The sequence below is a fragment of the Spirosoma fluviale genome (assembly GCF_900230225.1).
GTDB classification, from domain to species: Bacteria; Bacteroidota; Bacteroidia; order Cytophagales; family Spirosomataceae; genus Spirosoma; species Spirosoma fluviale.
In genome coordinates this window covers 1,710,597-1,732,909 of sequence record NZ_OCNH01000001.1, presented here as the reverse complement: position 1 = coordinate 1,732,909, position 22,313 = coordinate 1,710,597, and the positions used below count along the sequence as shown (strand labels likewise).

General features: G+C 40.8%; 19 protein-coding genes. All 19 read right to left on the bottom strand.

All coding sequences use genetic code 11. From position 1 onward, the window contains the following. Nucleotides 1-10: 10 nt before the first annotated feature. The 19 genes from CRO74_RS07320 to CRO74_RS07225 all read right to left on the bottom strand — a co-directional run bounded on the left by CRO74_RS07320 (nucleotide 11) and on the right by CRO74_RS07225 (nucleotide 22,293). Nucleotides 11-1,441, bottom strand: coding sequence for a hypothetical protein (locus CRO74_RS07320; protein ID WP_097125324.1), 1,431 nt, complete (start codon nucleotides 1,439-1,441; stop codon nucleotides 11-13). A 167-nt stretch (nucleotides 1,442-1,608) separates the two neighbouring features. Further along, nucleotides 1,609-1,737, bottom strand: a complete 129-nt coding sequence (locus tag CRO74_RS32350) for a transposase (RefSeq protein ID WP_394341887.1) — start codon at nucleotides 1,735-1,737, stop codon at nucleotides 1,609-1,611. A gap of 727 nt (nucleotides 1,738-2,464) precedes the next feature. Then, on the bottom strand, nucleotides 2,465-3,355 hold the full coding sequence (locus CRO74_RS07305; protein ID WP_097125321.1) for an FkbM family methyltransferase: 891 nt from the start codon (nucleotides 3,353-3,355) through the stop codon (nucleotides 2,465-2,467). A 126-nt stretch (nucleotides 3,356-3,481) separates the two neighbouring features. Further along, nucleotides 3,482-4,417 carry a glycosyltransferase gene (locus tag CRO74_RS07300; protein WP_097125320.1) on the bottom strand — a complete coding sequence of 312 codons (936 nt, stop codon included), beginning with the start codon at nucleotides 4,415-4,417 and terminating at the stop codon, nucleotides 3,482-3,484. Beyond that, nucleotides 4,414-5,241 (bottom strand): glycosyltransferase family 2 protein, encoded by an 828-nt coding sequence (locus CRO74_RS07295; protein ID WP_179830142.1) that lies wholly within the window; start codon nucleotides 5,239-5,241, stop codon nucleotides 4,414-4,416. Before CRO74_RS07295 ends, CRO74_RS07300 begins: the two co-directional genes overlap by 4 nt. A gap of 311 nt (nucleotides 5,242-5,552) precedes the next feature. Continuing rightward, a complete protein-coding gene (locus tag CRO74_RS07290) occupies nucleotides 5,553-6,839 on the bottom strand; it encodes a glycosyltransferase (RefSeq protein WP_097125318.1) in 1,287 nt (428 codons plus the stop codon). A 1-nt stretch (nucleotide 6,840) separates the two neighbouring features. Beyond that, entirely contained in the window at nucleotides 6,841-7,689 is an 849-nt protein-coding gene (locus CRO74_RS07285) for a class I SAM-dependent methyltransferase (RefSeq protein WP_097125317.1), read from the bottom strand. 12 nt (nucleotides 7,690-7,701) lie between these two features. Continuing rightward, the gene (locus tag CRO74_RS07280) at nucleotides 7,702-8,532 is read right to left on the bottom strand and encodes an FkbM family methyltransferase (RefSeq protein ID WP_097125316.1); all 831 of its coding nucleotides are present in this window, start codon (nucleotides 8,530-8,532) and stop codon (nucleotides 7,702-7,704) included. 10 nt (nucleotides 8,533-8,542) lie between these two features. Next, nucleotides 8,543-9,790, bottom strand: a complete 1,248-nt coding sequence (locus tag CRO74_RS07275) for an ABC transporter ATP-binding protein (RefSeq protein WP_097125315.1) — start codon at nucleotides 9,788-9,790, stop codon at nucleotides 8,543-8,545. A 20-nt stretch (nucleotides 9,791-9,810) separates the two neighbouring features. Continuing rightward, nucleotides 9,811-11,460 carry an LIC_10190 family membrane protein gene (locus tag CRO74_RS07270; protein WP_097125314.1) on the bottom strand — a complete coding sequence of 550 codons (1,650 nt, stop codon included), beginning with the start codon at nucleotides 11,458-11,460 and terminating at the stop codon, nucleotides 9,811-9,813. A 14-nt stretch (nucleotides 11,461-11,474) separates the two neighbouring features. After that, nucleotides 11,475-12,323 carry an ABC transporter permease gene (locus CRO74_RS07265; RefSeq protein WP_097125313.1) on the bottom strand — a complete coding sequence of 283 codons (849 nt, stop codon included), beginning with the start codon at nucleotides 12,321-12,323 and terminating at the stop codon, nucleotides 11,475-11,477. Between the two features lie 137 nt (nucleotides 12,324-12,460). Continuing rightward, nucleotides 12,461-13,423, bottom strand: a complete 963-nt coding sequence (locus CRO74_RS07260) for a Gfo/Idh/MocA family protein (protein WP_097125312.1) — start codon at nucleotides 13,421-13,423, stop codon at nucleotides 12,461-12,463. Further along, nucleotides 13,420-13,995: an acyltransferase gene (locus CRO74_RS07255; protein WP_097125311.1), complete on the bottom strand. Its 576-nt coding sequence runs from the start codon at nucleotides 13,993-13,995 to the stop codon at nucleotides 13,420-13,422. The genes CRO74_RS07260 and CRO74_RS07255 overlap by 4 nt, the downstream gene beginning before the upstream one ends. A 3-nt stretch (nucleotides 13,996-13,998) precedes the next feature. Next, the gene (locus CRO74_RS07250) at nucleotides 13,999-15,144 is read right to left on the bottom strand and encodes a DegT/DnrJ/EryC1/StrS family aminotransferase (protein ID WP_245877774.1); all 1,146 of its coding nucleotides are present in this window, start codon (nucleotides 15,142-15,144) and stop codon (nucleotides 13,999-14,001) included. 32 nt (nucleotides 15,145-15,176) lie between these two features. After that, nucleotides 15,177-16,268, bottom strand: a complete 1,092-nt coding sequence (locus CRO74_RS07245; protein ID WP_097125310.1) for a sugar transferase — start codon at nucleotides 16,266-16,268, stop codon at nucleotides 15,177-15,179. 57 nt (nucleotides 16,269-16,325) lie between these two features. Next, nucleotides 16,326-17,597 carry a nucleotide sugar dehydrogenase gene (locus CRO74_RS07240; protein WP_097125309.1) on the bottom strand — a complete coding sequence of 424 codons (1,272 nt, stop codon included), beginning with the start codon at nucleotides 17,595-17,597 and terminating at the stop codon, nucleotides 16,326-16,328. A 41-nt stretch (nucleotides 17,598-17,638) separates the two neighbouring features. Further along, nucleotides 17,639-20,011: a GumC family protein gene (locus CRO74_RS07235; protein ID WP_097125308.1), complete on the bottom strand. Its 2,373-nt coding sequence runs from the start codon at nucleotides 20,009-20,011 to the stop codon at nucleotides 17,639-17,641. A gap of 15 nt (nucleotides 20,012-20,026) precedes the next feature. Further along, nucleotides 20,027-20,851: a polysaccharide biosynthesis/export family protein gene (locus CRO74_RS07230; RefSeq protein WP_097125307.1), complete on the bottom strand. Its 825-nt coding sequence runs from the start codon at nucleotides 20,849-20,851 to the stop codon at nucleotides 20,027-20,029. 923 nt (nucleotides 20,852-21,774) lie between these two features. Further along, nucleotides 21,775-22,293: a hypothetical protein gene (locus CRO74_RS07225; protein ID WP_097125306.1), complete on the bottom strand. Its 519-nt coding sequence runs from the start codon at nucleotides 22,291-22,293 to the stop codon at nucleotides 21,775-21,777. Nucleotides 22,294-22,313: the final 20 nt, after the last annotated feature.

Here is a 22,313-nt window from a genome sequence, read left to right as displayed (position 1 = left end):
TAAACGAATTTTAATTTACGAATATGTTAATTTCATTAATTGCACTAAAGTTAGTTTTTTTATATCCTAATTGATAAATTTTTTCCAATGTTGAGTCTTGGTTATTATTTATATTATTGTAATTCGAATAAAAAATAACAGTTTTTTTTCCTGCAAAATCAGGTATCTTACTTATATTATTTATTTCTGTTATTTTATTTGATTTATTATAATAGTTATAATAAACACCAAGAAGTTCTCTTTGATAGCTCATTAAACCAACATTTACTGATGTAACATTAGCTTCTTGTAGCCAATAAGCAGAATCGACATTGTTTAGCAACTTAGTTAATTCTTGAAATTGATGGTTGGATGTGATTCTTAGGTTTTGTATACTTTCAATTGTTTCAGGGAATTTTCGTACGTAATAACCACTTATTAATATTAATGCGGTAAGTATCCAGTTAGGATTATACAAACGAACTCCCCAATGTAATAGCGCAGGAAGTGAAAGCATAACAGCTGGAAAATAATAGTAGTCCATTGGCATTTTTAATATTATGTTGGCGATGGCATGTAAGATTCCACTAAAGAGTAAACTATCAATATAAAAATTTTTTCTATCATGTTGTAGCAGTATACAGTATATTCTCCAAATTGAAAGAGCAGTTGCTATATAGAGTATTTTTAAATTTCTAAAGCTAAATTTTATTACTTCTTCAAATGTACTATGCCTACTATAATAAGTATCTGTACTTCGATATGCTACAAAGTAGTAAACGCTTAAAAATATTATTATAATTACAAGTAAGATACAATAAAAAATAATTTCTCTTTTTGAAATATTCTTTACATTAAGGAGTAAGTTTAGTCCTGCAACAGTGCCAAATATAATGAAAGATGTCTCTTTTGTAAAGCACAAATAAATAGACACTATGAGAGTTATTATTGCATATGGAAGTTTTTTTGTAGATAAAAATTTTGAGTATAGTATAAAAAAGAGACTCAATAGTATAATTATGATTCTCTCTGAATATACTAAAAAGAAAAATATTTTGTAAAAGTAATAAAATAAAAAAATAATGGAAATTAAGATAATCCAACTTATTGTTTTTTGATTAGCATTAGTATTTTGTAGAATGTCTTGATACAACCTAAAGCTTAAAAACACAAAGATAAAAAAAGATATCAAAACAAGAATGTAATGTGCCGAAGGTCCGTCTGCGCCATGTATAAATGTCAAAATATTAAAATCAAAATGACCTAAAGGATATAGCCTTCCATGATTAGCAATATGTAAATCCCATTCTATTTTACCCACTGCAGTTGAAATCAGGAACTCATAATCATCACCCCATGTCCAGTTGGCATTTTTGATTATAAAGTAACCGAAGATTATACTACAAATAATTAACAGACTTGTAGTGATATGACTGTATGTTTTTGTGCTATATAAATTCATAGTTTTTACTTATTGCTGCGTGAATGGATTTGTAAATAAAACAATCCCTTTTTTGTGGAGGAAGGCTTTTCCAAGTTTCCGCTCTTTTTAGAAGATATTGAGTGGTTCCTGAGGTGCTTGCATCTGTTCAATAATGAAAGGAACACTCGTTTTGTTGCTTGCTGATTCTAGACAAATTCAACCAGGTTTAGCTCAGGGCAGTAAGGAGGTAAAGGCGCTAGATGAACTCGACTGGGCCGCTGACTCAAGATTGCCTTGATTGCCTCACTTTGGTGAATAGTACCACCGTCCCAGATAATGAGTAAATTACGTTAACTGTAACGCCATAAAGCCTATTTAGAAACCAGATGCTATTTTTGTCTTTAAACGAGCGATCCTGCCTTTCTGAATAAATCCGAATTTTAAGAGCAATGGCTACAATTAGTTTAAGAAGAGTTCGACCCGCCTGCTCTGGCAAAACTAGGATTTGGCATCCTGGAGCCCAAGTTAGCCTAAGCATTGGTATTAGATAACCGGCTGATTTTTCAACGTGAAGAATAACACGCCCTTCAGTTTGGACTTTTATTGAGCTCGACTAAACGTTTGTCTCGCCACTGATCGACCCATTTGGGGTCTTACTGGTGGGCTTTTTGTTACTGTCTTTGTCTTCTCCATTCCACTTTCTTAAATAAACATCCTACTATTTAAGCGTTATAACTGACTCTGTATAGTCGTTTTACTCGCTCATTGACAAGGATACGAGTCTAGATGTGTCTTGGGAAGTCCGACTGACCCAGGCTTGTTTCAAACCCAATGCTTAAGGATAGCAGCTTGTTTCCATCCTTATAAGGCTAAGGCGAGGCAACTTCGGATCAACATTCATACTCAGTTTATTTGTAGCCTAACATAGTGAACGCAAGCTGCAAGTATTACAAGTGTATTCACAGTTCAATAACGTATAGTGTATTATGTAGCGATGCTACGAATTAGCATTGGGTTAGTCTGATAAATTAGAATATTATGCTATGCTTAATTTTGTTGTCATTAAATTTTTACCCACGGTAAATTTTCAACTTCTTTCCAGGCTGTCTCTGTTCGAAACTTTGTATAGGAGTTGTCATGAACACTTTCAATACTTACCTCAGGAAAATACTCTTTCCCGACTTCATTTAGCATAAATATTACATTAAACCCATATCTATGAGAACCAACTAAGCGGTAGCCTTTTTTAGCTAATAAATTTTTCATCGCCAATAGCGAGACTGATCTAAACTCCTCATGTTGTTTCCCGTCCCTGTAATAAAAATCTTCTCTATATGGAATTGTTATTGCGATATCACTTGGAATTACATTATGCGTTTCACAAATAATCACGCGTGGTCTTACGACATTAATAGCATCCATAATGTAATAGTCGTTCCCATCAATATCTAAACTTAACAAATCTATTCCACCTTGAAACCCGTTTTCAGAAATAAGATGATTTATGTTTTCAACAGTTAACCAAGCTTGTTTAAAAATAGGTGGAAAAAGGAAAGTTGACTTATTCGAAGCAAAAAAAACGATTCCTTTGTCTACATTATTTTTTTCACCATCAAATAGCAGACCATCCCAACCATGATTAATGATAAGATTTGCTGCCATACACTGCATACCGTCACCAGCACATATCTCAACAACGCGTTTGTTTGTTGTACCTATCAGTGAAAATATATATAATAAAATCCCGTCTTCTTCAAACTCAGAATGCACTTTAAAACCCACATCCTTAAATGATGGCATTTCACTGTATGTCATCATTTTTTTCATTAAAACATATTGATTAGCAATCATGACTTGATCTACTTGAGTATTTTGCTCATACGGAGGTAGAGAAACAGCATTTCTAATGAAATTTTTAATTTTGTTTTTTAATTTCCTAAATATAGATGCCATATTGTTTTTATTAACAAATTTAACAACACTAGAAAAAACTTTTGGTTTTAATGGTTGGTTACAAAAGAGTTATTTGGAAAACTATATTTTTAAACTGATCAACATTTTTTTTCAGTTTAACTACTCTTAGTATTTAAACATACTTTTAAATCTATAAAATTGTATATACAGTTTTATATAAAATGTCTCAAATAATGTTATTGTTAAATAAATAATATTATTATTTCTGAAATAAAGCTTAGATAACTTATAATTATATTCGAACAATAGTTTTGCTATGGAATTGTGAAATTCAAAATTTAGATATTTATTTAAATCTTTATAGAACTTAATCCTTCCCTTCAGGTCTTTTTCAAATGAGAAATTTTTTTTTGAAACACCTTCTTCATTAAACCTATATACGGCACAGATTTCATTTATTAACTTTGCCTTACCAAATTTAGAAAGCATTACAAAAAGAGTATCATCATTCATATATGTAGTATAGTACCATTTAGGGAAACTTTTAATTAGATAGTTACGAAATAAAATAGATGACATGTGTGCCAAGGTCTGTATTTCGCCATATTTTGCGGCTTTTAAACTATTATGTTCTTCTAATATATCTCTTGTTGTACAAGTATCCCAAATATTGACTTTAGCCTTTCTTTTCTCATTAGTATAATCATTGATTATATAAGAATTTGTAAAACACATTACATAATCTGCATTGTTTTCTAAAAAATCAAATTGCTTTTGTAGTTTGTAATCATCAATCCAATAATCATCTCCATCGCAATGTGCAATATATTTACCCTTTGCAGACTCATATACTTTTATTGAGTTTTTAACGAAGCCCTGATTTTTGGCAGATTTAAGTAATTTTATTTTAACATTCGGATTCAACTCAATATATTCTTCAATGATTTGAATTGTATTGTCAGTGCTACAATCATCTGAAATAACAATCTCAAAACTGAAATTCACTTTTTGTGACAGCCAACTTTCAATTGCTTGTCCAATGTACTTCTCTCTATTAAATGTAGTTGAACAAATGCTCACTAATGGCTCTTCAAGAATCATAATAATTTTAAAAGTAAATAATATTTCCTTTTTGCAGCATCAGCAACTCTACAATAAATATAAATTGCCTTAAAGTAAACAAATTGTAAATATTTTTTATTTCGCTTATTGTTAATGGCAGCATAGGTTGCCTGTTCTTTTAATTTTGAAAGATTAAGCTTATTTGTTCCTAATTTAACTAACTTCTCAGGCAACTCGTCGAAAAAAAAATCATCTTTCTGTACTGAACTATATCCTGTTTCAGAATACTTTGCAATTATTCTATTAAAAAACCTATTACTAATTCTTTCGCTAAAAAACCATTTTAGATTGAAGTCAGCATCTGCATATACTTTATACCGTATACTGTAACCCCCCAAAATTTCAAATACTTTCTTCTGATAAAAAATAGCTTGATGACAAATTAAGTTAGTTTGAATCTTTTCAAAATTAAATTCACCGTCATTTATTAATCCCGACTGCATCATCAGTACATTCCCGTAGATTACATTAACTTCCTGATTAGATAATTGAATAAAAACATCATTCAATACATCATTATCGAAGAGGGTATCATCACTTCCTATAAAATACAACCATTCTCCTTTTGAACGCAAAATACCCTTGTTCATAGCATCGTAGATGCCTTTATCTGGCTCTGAAAATATTTTAATTCGATTGTCATCATAATCTCGGGCAATTGTTAAAGTATTATCAGAGGAAATACCATCAATAATCAAAATTTCAAAATTACCAAAATTTTGATTTAGTATGCTTTCCAAGCAGCAGTCAATAGTTCTAGCGCTATTATAGGTTGGGATTATTATACTAAAGAAAGGTCTCAAAATTTACTTTATTATTAACCAGAGCTTGGAATTGGACACTAAACGATTTTTATACTATTGAGGTCTTCTAAAAGAATTTTCTTGATGGGAGTTGTTGCATAAATAAAAGATTTAGTCTCAAATAAAAGAATATTCTTTTTCTATGGCCTAAAATTAGATGCGCTCATGAAATAGTATTCTGTAAGCATTCCTTAAGCTGGATAAAATTTGCATTGTTGAAATGTATATCATGAGTTCTTTATCATCATTAATCGCTTGAAATCAATTGGCCCAAAATTATTCATGAAAAACTTTGGGCTAAATAGAGTTTTTCACTGGCTCAGAATAGATTCATAGAGCTGAATATATCTTTGCGCCTGCACCTCTAATGCGTATTTCTCTTTTGCTTCGTGCGCTATTTTTTCTCTATCAAATACAGTAGGATTATCTAAAAACTTCTCTATAGTTTCTCTAAGAGATTGTACGGATATTTCGGGGCAGAGGTAGCCTGTTTGTGCATTAATGACTATACTAGGGATTCCGCCAGTGTTGAAGCCTATAACGGGTGTACCGCAAAGTGCCGACTCGATCATGGTATTGGGGAGATTATCTTCTAAGGAAGGAATTACAAAGGCATTGGCGGCACTGTAGGCCATCGCCATGAGCCGCTCATCATGCACGTGCCCTAGTTCTATCACTTGATGATTGCTGGATAGATGAGCTTTGCTGCCTATAGCGCATAAAAAAACCTCTTGCTGATGCGTCTCCGATAGACATTCGAGGGCTTTTTGCAGATAGACATAACCCTTGCGTGAATTATCTACAGAGTCTGCTACAAAAAGCAATACCGTTTTGTCCTGGGGAATGCCTAAAACTTCTCTGCAAAACAGCCTATCATAAGGTTTGAAAATATCTGTAGGATAGCCATAGGGAATATGATGATGCGAAAACCTTCCGAGTAACTCACTATTTTGAGAACTCTCTACCAACCATTTAGAAGGAGCTACAATGTGTAAATTTTTTACTTGCTCTAAAGCACTTCTTTTAATGTCCAGTATTTTTTTTTCCTCTTCTTGTTCTTGCTCGGTGTATTTTCTTGAGATAGGATAACCCTGTGCATCTAGGCCCAAATAACGCTCCGCATAATGCTCACCTCCCAAAAAAGGGTTTTGGTCGTGTAGTGTCCAGACTACAGGCTTGGTATTTTTGATAAAAAAACTCTGCCAATCCAGAAAATCTGCCACCCAATGCAGATTGATAATATCTGCAGCTAGGTACTCAGGGCTTTGTGTAAGGTCGATATCGGTGTAGTGAAAACTAAAGGCTTCTAGGCCTTTGGGCCTTTGTTTAAGAAAAGTAATTTGTGGAATTATGGGGTCTTTGGGAGGTGCGACTATCTTGAGTTCTAATGCTATTCGCTTCAACTTAGCCCTGATTTTTTTCTGCGTGCTTAGAACTGGTTCTAAAGGCTGAAAACGAACACTGTTTGCAATGTTTTGTGTTTTCTGCTTTAGCAATAACACAGAGGTAATCTCCTCAGCCAATAGCCCTTGATGCAAACGAATACAAGATTTTGCAGCTCCGCCAACGTCAAAGGTGTTGATGAGGGTGATGTTCATGTTATTTTTTGGCTTCTATGAACAGAGAGTCAGGTTTGAAGATAATACCTTCTTTTGTTTCTAGTTCATAACTATTCCAGTTAGGAATTTGACTTTCAAAGGCCGTTTGGATTTTTACCTCTTTGAAGCCTATTTCTGTGAGTAACTTGCTGAGTGAATAGCTATCATACATCCATTGATGAATCTCACCACCCAGACGAAACTTACCTAGTGTTATGTAGTGTAAGTTCTCTTGGTAGAACTTTATTTCAGATTGAAAGAGTACCTGTCGCAAATTATTTTTTAGTTTGCTCAATACCTTTCTAAACATACTCCGTTTGTCTTTTGGGGTGCTTGGCTCTTTTTTAGGTTGATTGAGAGAGGCTAAATTGCCTTTTCTTAGGTTTCTTGCTTCTTCTCCTAGCCTAGCAAATACATAGTCCTCATTAGGGATTTCGGGCTGAAAAATATAATCAGCCATTTCACCTCCACTTTTGCTTCTCACTACTTGGTCATACAGCTCAAGCATAATCCACTCATAATCTTGCGGGGCTTTTGCATCGCCTTCTAGAGCCTTTTCTAAGTTTTTGGTATATTCTCTGACTATTTGCTCCAAATCAGGTACAGCAATTCTGATAGTACCATTTGGCTTGAGTACTCTGTAGCACTCTTGAATAAATTGCTTGCCATCAGCTTTGCTGAAATGCTCCAATATATGAGAATGATAGACTACTTCAAAACTATTCTCAGAAAAGGGTATTCCTTGCAGTAGATTGTGTGCCAATACCCCATCTCCTGTACTCACATAATCTACATTTGTCCACCCTGTTTGGTAGCGATAGCCGCAGCCAAGATTTAGGTAGGTTTTCATAGGGCTGACAAGTTATTGATTTCTAACGGCAAAAATATTTAATTGATTATCCATACCTAAATATTGATGAATTTGACAAAAGGGATGAGAAGAAAATACCCCAATATGTTGTACGTTGTACCTAAACCCAGCATTTGCGAGGAAGAGTAAAAGTTGATGTAATTCCTGTGGCTTATCCACAAAAGAATGATACTCTACAAACAGCCTTTCTACATTATGTAACAAATTGGCACAATCTTCTAACACGGTAGTTTCAGCACCTTCTATGTCTATTTTCAAGAAATCAACTTTTCTATTGAGGTACTTTCTCAGACTTTCTGTAGGCACTTGGATAAGCTGTGTGGCATCATTTTTAACAGCTACCCTGCCAGCGTCAGCTCCCTCTGACATAAATTCTAATTCTGTTTCTTCATTCCAGAGGGCTTTTTTGAGGTATGTTACATTTTCAAGCCCAAAAGACTGCACATTATAACTTAGCGCATCAAATACTTTTTCATCAGGCTCAAAAGCAAGAATTTCGGCATCAGGGTAGAGTTGTTTGAAATACAATACACTTAATCCAATGTTTGCACCTGCATCTATGATGTAGGGCCGTTTGTTATTTGTTTCGAATTGATAGATTTTTTTATTGAACACCTCATCATAGATAAAAGCAAATGATGTAGCATCTGTAAATTTAAAAGGATTACTCAAAATAGTACTTATTCCTCCTTGATAGCGAGGGAGCTTATTTAACCTATTAAACTCCTGCTCTATCTCAAAAATAGCGCTGTATTCAGGGTATTTTCGAAGGCGGTATTGGTGCTTGAAAGTCTGAGGAATAAGTTTTGATAAAATGCCCATCTTTACTAAGTCATTTCAATGGTTTTGGTTCTTTTACCAGATCAATATTATTCTCAATTATAATATCTCCATGGTGTCCAGTATATTTAGACAGCAGGCTGCCCTCATCAATTATTTCAAAAGAAAGGGCACTTACTACATAATCAAATAAAATTTGATTAGGAATATCAACTGCCAGTAAAATAGAATAATGATTAGGTGCTAATAATTTACTAGGCAATTTTATAGAAAAACGATAATTGCCTATTTTACAACTAAAAGGGTATACATTACTGAAAACACGCTGATCAAACTTATTTACTACTGCAAAACTAAAAGATGTATTTGAAGCCTGTATTTTGGATGCAACCTCTACAATAATTTTAACTTCCTCTGAAAATAAGTAACCTTGTTTTTCCCTTTCAAAATAAGCCTTCCTAATAAATACTTCAGTTTCCCCTAATGGAGCGTTGTACTCCGTTCTCTTTGAAACATTCTGCAAATATTCGTCTATAACTGTGTCAATACTACCCTCGCATGTAACTTGTCCTTTACCGATGAGTAATCCACGTGTACATAACTGGCGAAGACTGCCCATATTATGACTCACAAACAACACAGTCCTCCCCCCTCCTTTACTGATGTCTTGCATCTTGCCAATGGCCTTTTTCTGAAACTCAGCATCGCCTACGGCCAGTACTTCGTCCACGATAAGGATTTCGGGGTCGAGGTGGGCGGCAACAGCAAAGCCTAGGCGTACGGTCATGCCTGAGGAGTAGCGTTTTACAGGGGTATCAATGTATCGCTCACAGCCTGAGAAGTCAATAATTTCATCTAATTTCGCGCGAATTTCGCGCTTGGTCATTCCTAAGATGGCTCCATTGAGAAAGATATTTTCGCGGCCAGTGAGTTCGGGATGGAAACCTGTCCCCACTTCCAACAAACTTCCGATGCGTCCGTTGTAGTCTATGCGCCCAGTGGTGGGACCAGTAACTTTTGAAAGTATTTTGAGCAATGTAGATTTTCCGGCCCCATTTTTTCCAATAATTCCTAATATTTCTCCGGGCATTACTTCAAAATTGATGTCTTTTAAGGCCCACACGTATTCACTTTTACCCTTAGTGCTTCGATCATTACTTTCGCCAATTTTCAGGAAAGGGTCATCTTTACCTCGAACTTGGTGCCACCATCTTTTGAGGTCATTGGATAATGTCCCTGTGCCGACGCTGCCGAGTCGATATTGTTTGGAAAGACTCTCTACCTTTATAATGGGCTTCATTCTTAGTAAAATTGCTATTTTTAATTTGCAGATAAATAAAACCCTTGTCCAATGGTTTTACCGCGAAGATGTAACCTATTGTTTATCTCTTCCATACTACACGGTAATTCGCAATCAAGGCATTGTTGAGTTCCTTTCGGATAATAACACTTTACCCTATTATCTATCATGAAGGAATTAAACCGAATAGGTTTTTCGTTTGCTATAGAATATGGAAGAATAACCCTTTCATCAGCATGTTTCATGAAGTGCCACGGATGAAACCATTCTTTAGTCAAAAAATTTGCAATGACAACTAAGCTGAACCCATAAAATAAATACTTGTATAAAATTTTAGTATTACCTATATAATCAGTAACTATCAGGACTAAAGCTAAAATGAACCCAACACTATATACTAAAGTTGGTACGTTGAACATCATAAATAATACCCCGCCTAAACAAGCTATAATAGCTACTAATTCATAATAACCTTTAAATTGTTTTTGAGCTCGAATTTTAAGTAAAAATAGTAACAGTAATACGGGGAGGCTTGCTAAAAGTAATAAATCTATAATATTTTGATGATTTAACCATGAACTTATCCAATCTGATTGACTATTTTTCCAGTTTCCCTGCGCATATATTTTAAGACCCTCTTTTAAACCAACTACATTAATTTTTGGAACTTTCCAGTTGAAAGGAAAAATATCAATATATGGAAAAGGATATAGTAGCCAACCCGTCATTAGCACATTTTTAATTATCCATCCAGTCATAATTACTCCACAACTCAATAAACTTATTACATATTTTCTTTCGAATAAATCTTTATAGTTTATTGCCAGTATTCCTACAACGAGCAAAAGAGCAGGTGCTGCTGATACTCTTATTGTTACCGAAAATACCAGCAAAATTAATGCAAAGTATATATTATCTTTATACTTTTTTAGACATAATATAGATTCAAAGGCTACAATCAGTATTATAAATATTGATATATTAACTGTAGTAGTTGAAAGATGTGGGAAATAATGAAAAACAAATCGTTCAAATATTAATACATAGCAACTAGCTAATAAATATTTTTTGTTCTCTTGAGAAGTAGTAATCTTCTGTAGGAGCCAAACTATAAAGTATAGCGTCAACGTAATATTTATTGAATAAATATTTTGCCCATAAAAATCTTTAAAGGAAGTAGCAGCAAACCAGCTAAATATATTGAAGTTATATCCAAAAAAAGGATTTAAGTTAGCCAGTCCATTTATTGTTGGGTACTCTATAATCCATTTTATAGATTGAATATGATATAGGCCAGCATCGGCGTGAAGAGACGGGGCGTATAATGATTTAAAAAAGCAGATTATACAAATAATAGTCGCAAAAAATGCTGTAGTTTTATTGGTATTAATTTGTGCTATAATATTACACACTGCCTCTCGAATATAGTTATTTAACCATCTGGCATTAAAAACTGCCACTAACATTATTGAGCAACTGAATGAAATAACAACCTTAGTATCAATAGCAAAAAATATAGAAATTAACGTCAAGACTCCATTGCATATGGCAAAGCCAATTAGAAAATCAAGAAAGTAGGATGCCTTCCACCTTGCATATCGTTTTAATAATGCTCCTACTGTGGAAGAGCAAAAAGTTACAAATAAAATTGAGGTTAATTGGGCTATCATCCCTTATTCAATTATTAAACTACGTCTATAAAATTCTTTTCCGTATAATTAAAAACCACCAAACCTACCAGAAAAGCGATTAGGGTAAATCCAGCTGAATAGCCCACCAATTCCCACGAAAATATACCTGTCTTAAAAAAGCCATATTTAAATGTTTCGATAACGCCGGTCATAGGGTTAGCCAGCATGATAGGCTGGTATTTAGCCGGTACAGCAGATAGGGGCAAAATAACCGGTGTAGCATACATGAGCAATTGAACACCAAACTCAACGAGGTACTGTAAATCGCGGTAGCGCGTGGTCATGGCCGAGACGAGCATACCCAAACCCAGGCCCATAAAACCCATGATGATAATGAGCAGCGGCATGAGCAACAATGTGCTGTTTGGATGCAGCGGATAGCCCCGCAGGGCGAAGTACGCATACAATACCAGAAAGAGCAGGAGCCCGATGCCAAACTGAATCAGGTTGCTGATCACCACTGACAGCGGCATCACGGCCCTTGGAAAGTACACCTTGCCAAATAAGCCCGCGTTCGTGGTAAAGGTGTTCGACGTTGACCGCAGGCAGTTGGCAAAATAATTCCAGGCCGTTACACCGGCCAGGTAAAACAGAATGGGGGGCGCACCATCGGTAGAGAGTTTAGCCATACCACCAAACACAATGGCCATGACTGCCGTCTGAAAGATTGGCTGGATAAAGAACCAGAGCGGCCCCAGAATCGTCTGCTTGAACTTGGAAACGAAGTCCCGGCGAACAAACAGGACCAGAAGGTCGCGGTACTGCCAGATTTCCCCCAGGCGCAGGTCGAATAGCTTGTCCTTGGGGGTAATGGAACTGGAATAGGTTTCTTTATCAGTCATTGTTTTTTATCGACAGGATTTACAGGATTGACAGGATTTACTTCTCTTTCGTAAGGATGAGAGGGCTCCGTCAATCATATTCATCCTGTTAATCATGTGAGTCCTGTCAGAAAAACACGTTAAACCTGTCAGGGGATTTACTGAGATACCACCGTCCGCTGGCGGCTGTTGGCCATGGGGTGATAGTCGCCGTTGAGCGGTGTTAGGCTGGCGTTCCGGATATGGTGAACGATCTCGATGGAAGGGCAGGCTTCGAGCAGACCGAATCCTTCACCGGAAAGGATGTGTTCGTAACTGTGGGTGTGTAAATCCGTGAAGCCATCGCTGAACTCAATTTCTTCCCCTTCAATTTGCAGCGAGCGGTAGGTTCGTTTACCGGCCAGTTGAACCGCTTCGGGCAATGCCGTATAGTCGGTGCTCAGGAACCAGCGCACACGGGCGTTTTCCAGCTCCAGGTAACCGGCCGCGTTGTTCTCTTCGTGAATATGTACCTGATTCAGCTTTACCTTACCGAATATCCAGCTGAGCATATCGAAAAAGTGAACGCCAATGTTGGTGGCGATACCCCCCGATTTACTGGCATCGCCCTTCCAGCTGATGTTGTACCATTTACCCCGGGAGGTGATGTACGCCAGATCAAGGTCATAGATCTTGTTGGTGGGGCCTTCGGCAATGCGTTTCTTCAGCGCAACAATACTGGGGTGCAGCCGAAGCTGGAGAATGTTATTCACCCGTTTACCTGTTTCTTTCTCCATTTCGGCCAGGGCGTCGATGTTCCAGGGGTTCAGCACCAGCGGCTTTTCGCAGATCACATCGGCCCCATTTCGCAGCCCAAACCGAATGTGGGCGTCGTGCAGGTAGTTCGGGCTACAGATACTCACATAGTCGATGGGATTCCCCTTCCGGCGCAGCTTATCCACCTGCCGGTCGAAGCGCTCAAATTCAGTAAAGAAATCGGCTTCGGGAAAATAGCTATCCATGACGCCTACCGAATCGAACTTATCGAAAGCGGTGACGAGCTGGTTACCCGTTTCTTTAATGGCTTTTAAGTGGCGGGGCGCAATAAAGCCGGCGGCACCAACCAGGGCAAATCGTTTCATAAAAGAGGAGCTAGTTTACCGTTCGTGAGGATATAGCGGGTACCGCTTTCGGGGCAGGTGGCTAAACCGTCCGGCTCGAAGCGCAGGCGGTGGCCATATTCGCTGATCCAGCCCAGTTGGCGGGCCGGGTTACCAACGACGAGCGCGTAGGGGGGCACCGTTTTGGTAACTACGGCCCCGGCCCCGATAAAGGCATATTCGCCAATGTCGTGGCCACACACAATGGTGGCATTGGCCCCGATGCTGGCTCCTTTGCCCACGTGGGTTCTCAGGTATTGCCCCCGCCGGTTGATGGCACTTCGGGGGTTATTGACATTGGTAAAAACCATGGACGGGCCCAGAAACACATCATCGTCGCAGGTAACACCCGTGTAGATGGATACATTATTCTGGACTTTCACATTATTGCCCAGCACAACGTCCGGCGAGATGACTACATTCTGACCGATGTTGCACTTCTCCCCCAGCGTACAGTTGGGCATGATGTGCGAGAAGTGCCAGATTTTGGTGCCTTCACCTATCGTGCAGCCTTCGTCGACAATAGCGGTTGGGTGTATAAAAACGGACTCCAAAGTTTAGGCGAAGTAAGTGGTTATCGTTTCGGCAATGTAGGCTATCTGCGGCTCAGTAAGCTCCGTATGCATGGGTAGCGACAACACCCGCTGACAAAGCTCGTGCGTAACCGACAAGTCGCCAACGACCCGGCCTACATCCTGATACGCTTTTTGCCGGGTGAGGGATTTCGGGTAATACACCATGCTCGGAATGCCATTTTGTTTAAGAAATTCGATGAGGCCATCCCGTTTTTTGGCCGGTACCTTAATAGTATATTGGTGAAAAACGTGGGTTGAATTGGGAGCCCGGTAGGGAATTTCTACTTCTGAGATGCCATTCAATAAATTATCGTACCAGGCGGCAGCTCTCTGACGGTTAGCTGTATACGTAGCGAGTGATTTTAGCTTTATCAGTAAGATGGCGGCCTGGAGTGAGTCGAGCCGGGAGTTGATACCTACCACCTCGTGTTCGTACTTTCGGGCCTGCCCATGATTGGCAATCATGCGAACTTTACAGGCTAACTCCTCCGTTCGGGTAAAAACGGCTCCTCCATCGCCAAAGCACCCCAGATTTTTCGACGGAAAAAAAGAGGTTGTTCCCAGATCACCCAGACACCCGGCAGCAAGCACATACCCATTGGGAAAGGTGTAGCTGGCACCAATGGCCTGGGCAGCATCTTCAACAATGGCAATCTCGTTGGCCTGGCACAGGTCCAAAATGCCGCCCATATCGGCACACTGGCCAAACAAATGAACGGGTACCACCAGCCGGGTTTGGGGGGTAATTGCTTCAGCTACCAGCTCCTTATTGATGGTGAAGGTTTTGGGATCGACGTCGATGATGATGGGCTTGAGACCAAGTAAGGCAATGACCTCGGCCGTGGCCACATACGTAAAGGCCGGTACGATCACTTCATCATTCGGTTTCAGATCGAGCGCCATCATGGCCAGTTGCAGGGCATCTGTTCCGTTGGCGCAGGATATTACATGCGGCACGTTCAGGTAAGTGGCCAGTTGGCGTTCAAACAGGGCTACCTGTGGGCCTTTGATAAAACTCGTTTCATCAAGACATACCTGAATAGCCTGGTCAACAGCCGACTTATTTTTCAGGTATTGATTTTTGAGATCAACCATCTGTATTTGCCCTATCGTATGCTGACTAGCCATGCCTGTTGTCGTTTACGGACGCTCCCCTCGGTTCACTTACTCCGGACCTTATTTACCAGAATATTGATGATTATTTTCCTGAAATAGCGGATGTCGGTCAGAAAGGGGCTTTCGTCAAAAGCCTTCATGTACTTCAGTTCCGACTCGACAATCTCCTCGAACGTCTCCGGCAGATCGGCATAGAACGGAGGCAATAAGCCAGGTTTGTGTTTTCTCCGGATTTCCTGCGCGTGGGACGGATACAAGCTGAAATAGTGGTTACTAATGGGCCGTACGCCTACCAGCTTCAAATCACCAGTCAAGACATTATAGAACATTGGAATCTCGTCGAGCCAGTATTTACGAAGAATTCGTCCGCCGGTACTTACCCTGAAATCATTTTTAAACTTACCGCCTTTATCCAGGCCCTGGGTGTCGTGAATATATGCCTGCACATACTCAGCGTAGGGGTGCATGGACCGCAGTTTGACGACCGAAATGGGCAACCCATACTGTCCCATACGCTGCATGCGAAAGAAAAAACCTTCGCTCGGCGGAGACTTGATCAAACTTGGGATAGTCCTGGGATTCCGCCTGGCAATAAAGAAAGTTTCACTATCCATTTCGATGAGGTCGACCAGATCGAAACCGGTAAACATCAGTCGGCCAATAAGTTCAGCTTTCGACACATCGACCGGCATTCGAAGCAGGCGGCACAATTTCCGGAACCCGTTGAGTTTGGGCAGGACGCGTCTAAACAGGAAGTATAGGGGGTAATACAGCCACAGAAAAGCCGAAGAATAGTTCTCCTGAAGTTTATGTTTGCAGTTCTCTGCGGTAACGAGGTTGAAGGCAAAATACCCGTCATTATTCAGCAGTTGATGTACCCCCGTAAACAGGGCATTGAGATTCTCCTGTTTATGGCATCGATCCTGAATGAATATATTTTGTACCGGCAGCCGGGTTAGTGACTGGCTGGCATTAGTCCTTAAGAAGGTTGTCCAGGATGCCGGATGCCCATACCCCTCAAGGCAGGCAGGCAGTTCAGCCGAAACCTGATCCGTAGCAATTATTGCTGATGGTCCCGGAGCCGAACTCGCTTTGTCAACCGTTTCCCCGCGTAGCGACAGGTGGCTGTGTCTCATGCGAACGGGGTGTGAATACGGTCAAAAAGAATAGACGTAGCGCAGACCAACAAACCGTTACAGCCGTAAATCAACAAGGTCCTTCTTAAAGATTGACTTAATATCGAACACAATGGAGGTCTTTTCTTTCTTTAGTGAATTGATATCCATTGTCAGGAACTGATGGTGAGCCACCGCGATGATAATAGCATCGTACGTATGCGCCGTTAGGGTAGTGCTGAGGTGAAGCCCGTGATTATGGAGCACATCGTCAGCAGATGCCCAGGGATCGTATACCTCCACGGCCAGACCAAAATCGTTCAGCTCGTGGTAGATATCAATCACTTTCGTATTTCGGCTGTCGGGGCAATTCTCTTTAAAGGTAAACCCTAAAATCAGGATTTTGCTGGACTGAATCTGCAAGCCATTGGCAATGAGCCGCTTGAGCACTTTTTTGGCAACAAATACGCCCATGCCATCGTTCACCAGTCTACCGGATGAGATCACCTGGGGATAATACCCCAAGCTCTGCGCCTTATGTACGAGATAATAAGGATCGACACCGATGCAGTGTCCGCCAACCAGTCCGGGTTTGAACTTGAGGAAATTCCATTTTGTCCCGGCGGCATCGAGTACCTCATTGGTATCGATACCCATGCGGTCAAACATCAGGGCCAGCTCATTGACGAACGAGATGTTAATATCCCGTTGTGCATTCTCGATCGCTTTGGCCGCTTCGGCTACCTTAATGGAAGGCGCGGGGTGCGTACCCGCCGTAATGATGGAGCGGTATAACTGATCGACGAAAGCCGCTGTTTCCAGCGTTGAGCCAGAAGTGATCTTGACTATGGTTGTCAGGGTTCGTTCTTTATCACCCGGATTGATTCGTTCGGGGGAGTAGCCGCAGAAGAACCCTTCATTATAGGTCAGATTACTGAACCGTTCCAGAACCGGCACGCAATCCTCTTCGGTACAGCCCGGATACACCGTCGATTCATAAATAACCGTGTCCCCCTGTTTTAATAGTTTCCCAACGGCCGTGGAGGCCTTTATCAGAAAACTCAGGTCTGGTTTTTTAAATAGATCGATGGGGGTAGGCACGGTAATGATGTATACCGTACAGGCGCTCAGGCTGTCAATAGAACTCGTCAGGGAGAGAAACGTCGCCGAGCGTAGATCTTCCGGCGACATTTCAAGGGTTCCATCGATCCCTTCGGCGAGTTCCTGGATACGTTGTTTGTTGACGTCGAAGCCAACGGTCACGTATTTTTTCCCAAATTCGACCGCTAAGGGAAGGCCAACATACCCGAGGCCTATTACACCAATTTGAATATCTTTCAGAGGAGGCATGGTGAAGATGGTATACAGTGAGATCAGTTATACCGGTAGGATCAGCTGGCTTTACGAAACCGATCGCGAAAGCTTTTCTTTGCGGGTGGTTGGCCATACCCCTCTTTTTGTCCGTAGCCGTACCCATAGCCGTAGCCATACCCATAGTCGGCAGAGTGTTTATAATTGACGCCGTTGAAAATCAGATTCAACGAGGCAAACACTTTCCGTTTGTTCAACTCGGCAATATTTTTCAAATAGAGCCGGGGCGTTTTTTCGTGCCGGATCAGGTAGAAACATACATCGGCATAGGGAGCCAGCAGGGTAGCATCGGTTACCAGGCCAAGCGGTGGGGTATCGATCAGAATAAAGTCAAATGAATTCTCTACCTCTTTCAAAAAGAACTTCATCCGTCCATTGGCCAGTAATTCGGAGGGGTTGGGTGGAATGGGACCACTCGGAGCCAGAAAAACATGCGGAATTTCTGTTTCCTGAATGACCTCGTCGGCTCTTACCCGACCAATGAGGTAATTGGAAAGACCGACCTTATTACTCACATTCATGGTCTGATTGATCTTGGGCTTTCGCATGTCCAACCCCAGAATCAGCACCCGTTTATCAAGTAAAGCCAGCGATGCCGCAATGTTTAGGGTAACAAACGTTTTACCTTCCCCACTGGTCGAGGAGGTCAGCAAAATGACGCGGGCTTTTGCTTCCTGCTCCTCCAGAAACAAATATTGCATGTTAGAGCGGATCATTTTAATCTGCTCACCCACAAAGCTTTTGCTGTCTACATCGATCAGTTCACTTTTATCCTTTTTGGGTTTTACACCCACTTCGCCAAATACTTTTAAACCCGTTTTGCTTTCAATTTCCTTCTTCGATTGAACGGTTAAGGTCAGTAGCTCTTTGAGAAAGATTATGGAAAAGGGGATGATCAGACCCAGCAATAGAGAGGTCATGTAAATATTCTGCCGGTCTGGCCGAATAGCTCCTCCACTGGCAAAGGGCACATCCACCACCCGACTATCCGTAATGGTGGAGGCATAGGAAAGCGCCGTTTCCTCGCGCTTTTTCAACAGCATCAGGTAAAGATTCTCTTTAATACCTGCCTGCCGCTTTATTTCGATGTATTCCCGCTCTTTTTTAGGTACGGCCGAGATGGACCCATCCAGGCGATTATTGAGGGACTGAATGCTGTTTTTAGTGAGGAGCAGGTTATTCTTCTGGTTCGTCAGGTTTTCTTTGATCGCCTGCTTCACATTACGCATCTGAGAATTAACGGTTTCCAGATACGTATTACCCGGCTGCACACTCTGGGCCAGTTTACTGCGCTCTACTTCCAGCTCGGACAGCTGAGCGATGTACGAGTTCAATACAGGATCATTTACCATTAATGTTGAGGGGGCCACCACACTGATCTGCGCCCCGTCGATGTACCGTTCAACCCCTTCCAGAATCTTTAGCTGAAGGTCGACTTCATTGATTTTGGCGTCGTTCTGCTCTACTTTCTGCAGAAAGAGATTGGCTTCTGAACTGATATCCATAACGCCCTTATCCCGCCGGTACTGCTCCACGTCCAGCTCCACGTTGCCCAGCTCAGCAGTTATTAACTTCAGGCGTTCTTCAATGAACCTGAGTGTGCTGGTTGCCTCGCGGTTTTTGTCATCCAGGGACGTGAAGGCGTACTCATCCAGCAGTTTGGAGAGAATATCTTTCCCTTTGTTGGTCAGCGCGTTTTCCAGACTGATCGATAGTAACGAGCTTTTTGGATTTACCGGGGAGATAGCCAGACTACTAATCAACTCCCCAATTAGCGCATCGCGATCATGAAACCGAATTTTGATGGGTGCTGCGTCGGTCATAGCTATCGAATCGCGTCGAAATACCCGGAACTTGCCATACTTGCATTGCACCGGCTCACTATATCTGAATGTGCCTAACACCACTTTTTCCTGGTCCAGTACCTGGAACCGATCTCCGGTTCCCGGCTGAATGAAAAGCGGCTGGCTATAGCCCAGGCCGGTGATGTTGGTGGCATTGATTTTTACGGGGCTGGCGGTATAGATTTCAACATCCCGGCTGCGAGCCTCGGTCCAGTACGTTACCGATAGGTTCAAGGCGTCGATCACCTTACCCAATAACGCCCTCGATTTCAGTACGGCGATTTCATTCTCCAGTTGCTTACTGGCTCCTACCGAAAACTCTTCGACGATGTCATCCCCTTTTTTTACGGCTTTTTCATCCCGGATGAGTAGGGTTGCGTAGACCTGATAAATGGGGGTGTAGCGTTTTAAATACACATAAGCGCCGGCGAGGCTAATACCAATGGTAAGCACAAACCAATACCAGTACCGTAAATACTTGAAAATATAGGCGAGCAGATCGAAGTCATCTTCCTGATCGTCTGCAAAAAAACTGTCACTTGTGGTCATTCGGATGCTGAACTCTTAAAGCCTTGAGAATAAGGCAATCAACGAAATTACTGATGTAAATAAGCCCAGGTAAACAGGGATTCGCTGCAGATTTGGGTTTAACTGCCGGAAAGGAATCTCTTTATCTTTCGTAGGCTCTACGTAGACGATGTCTCCGTTCTGGAGGTAGAAATAAGGCGATTTAAAGACCTCCCGGCTCCGCAGGTTGACCCGCCCGATCTCACGCATGCCATTGTTAATGCGTATGACGGTAACGCTATCCCGTTTACCATAGAGGGTAAGGTCTCCGCAGGCAGCCAGCGCATCCAGAATGGTTGTCTGATCGTCGAGCAGATTAAAAGTGCCAACCTGATTTACTTCGCCCAGCATCGAAAACTTGTGGTTCATGAACCGGATGTTGACGGAAGGCTCTTTCAGTGTCTGCTCCAGGACGGTCTTGATTTTAGACTCAGCCATCTCCAGCGTGAGGCCCGCCACACGCTGCTTACCAATAATGGGCATGAACACACTACCGGACGAGTCTACCGGAAAGCCCAATGGCTGGCTCCCTCCGCCCACACCTGCTCCTGAAAATGCCGAGACAGGTAAGGTATTCACGTTCGAGAAGTTCAGGATTTCGTTCGACTCTTTATTGAGCGTGCTGACAATGATACCCAGAATATCCCCTTTCTTGATATAAGATACCTGAGGCACAACCGTTTCGATCAGGGCCGGAAACTGCGGGTTATCGCTTTGGAAGTATTCTAATTTAGGCGGCTTGGTACTTACACAGGATAGGAGTTGAGCACTAAAGACCAGCACGACAGTCAGGCGCCCGAATACACGTAGAGTTTTGTACATTTTGATAGCTTAAGCGCCCTTGTGACTTAATAATGCACTTTTGGTTACTACCAAATTGGTAAATTTAACGGGACTCATAGAAAACAGTCTAAAAGAACAGCACCTATTGTCTACAGCTTCGCCCGGTCAGTCACATTCAATGACATTTCGTACTTGGTTTGGTAGTATATGATGTGTCTTAAAAAGAAACAGTTACCATATCCTTCCCTGACTTGAAAAACGGGGTAAAGGAGGATACAACTATACTATTATGAAAATAATGATCACAAATCGGCTTATTAATTAGTTACCAATTCCTGCTCGATTCATTGCATAGTGACCTTTGCTTCTTAAAAGCGGTCGAAATATATAACAAAACTAGATCACATTATTTAGGTACATATTATTATACAAATTTTGATCATGTGTTTATTACAATAAAAGTCAATTACATGTTTACGATATACTTTATTAGAAATATTAATTAACACTCAAGTGCTTTATGTAGAAAACTTGTTAAGTTATAGTAACACATAAAAAAGAATATCTGAAGAAACAAATCGCAAATAGTGAACAATTGATTCTATGTGTCAATCAACAGTTAATTCATTGAAAATCTGTTTTTTGTTCTCTACCTATAGTCTAAATTTTCATTTATAATCTATCTAAATTGGATGATTTTGGTCCGTTAAATAAATTAACTAATCAAAATGGCTATGTTTTTAGTTGACCACGCCATTAAAACGCGGGGCACCGAAGTGGTAAGGCTCGCTAAATATCAGAAATGTCATCGTAGGCTTCTAACGCAACGAACCCGGAAAGTTGAGTTGGTACTCTCTTTCCCGGGTTCGATAATTGCCTCAGTTGCGTTGGTCTTCTGAGACAGCTACTCCTTTGAGTTTGCTCTTTTAAGATTGTAGCCCTCATATAATCTTTACGAGTGGCTAATTACCTGTTGTCTCCTCCGTGGACAGCACTTGCATTTTGTAACTGATGATGCCGTGTAAAGGTCGACGAAGTTTCTTGGCAATTTCGTTAAGGTATAAGAACCCCTCTTGTGCAAGCAATGGCTTACGTTTGTCTTTGGCGTAACCAATTGATAAAGGTGTCACTTTGATCGGCTGGTTAGAAACCGACTCATTGGGTGATTGCATAGTACCGGTTAACTTGACAAGACCGGCATTGACCACTAACTGACCCACAAACTCGGTCTTCTTACCTGACTCCCCAGTATTGACCGGTAGTGTAATCAGCAAACAATCATCACCTGCTGAAAATAGTATACCCTGCTCCGTTAACACGCGTCCAGCAACCAGATAAGCCTCCTTATCGGCCAGATCGGTTGTAATCAAAATAACGTTAGCTCCTTCAAACGGAATAGACTGCGCTTGCGCAGGAGGGAAAATCAAGGTTAGCAGTAATCCTACCAAGTAGGCACGCTGCACACATAAAACTCGTCTCATATGTTATATATAATCTTGTA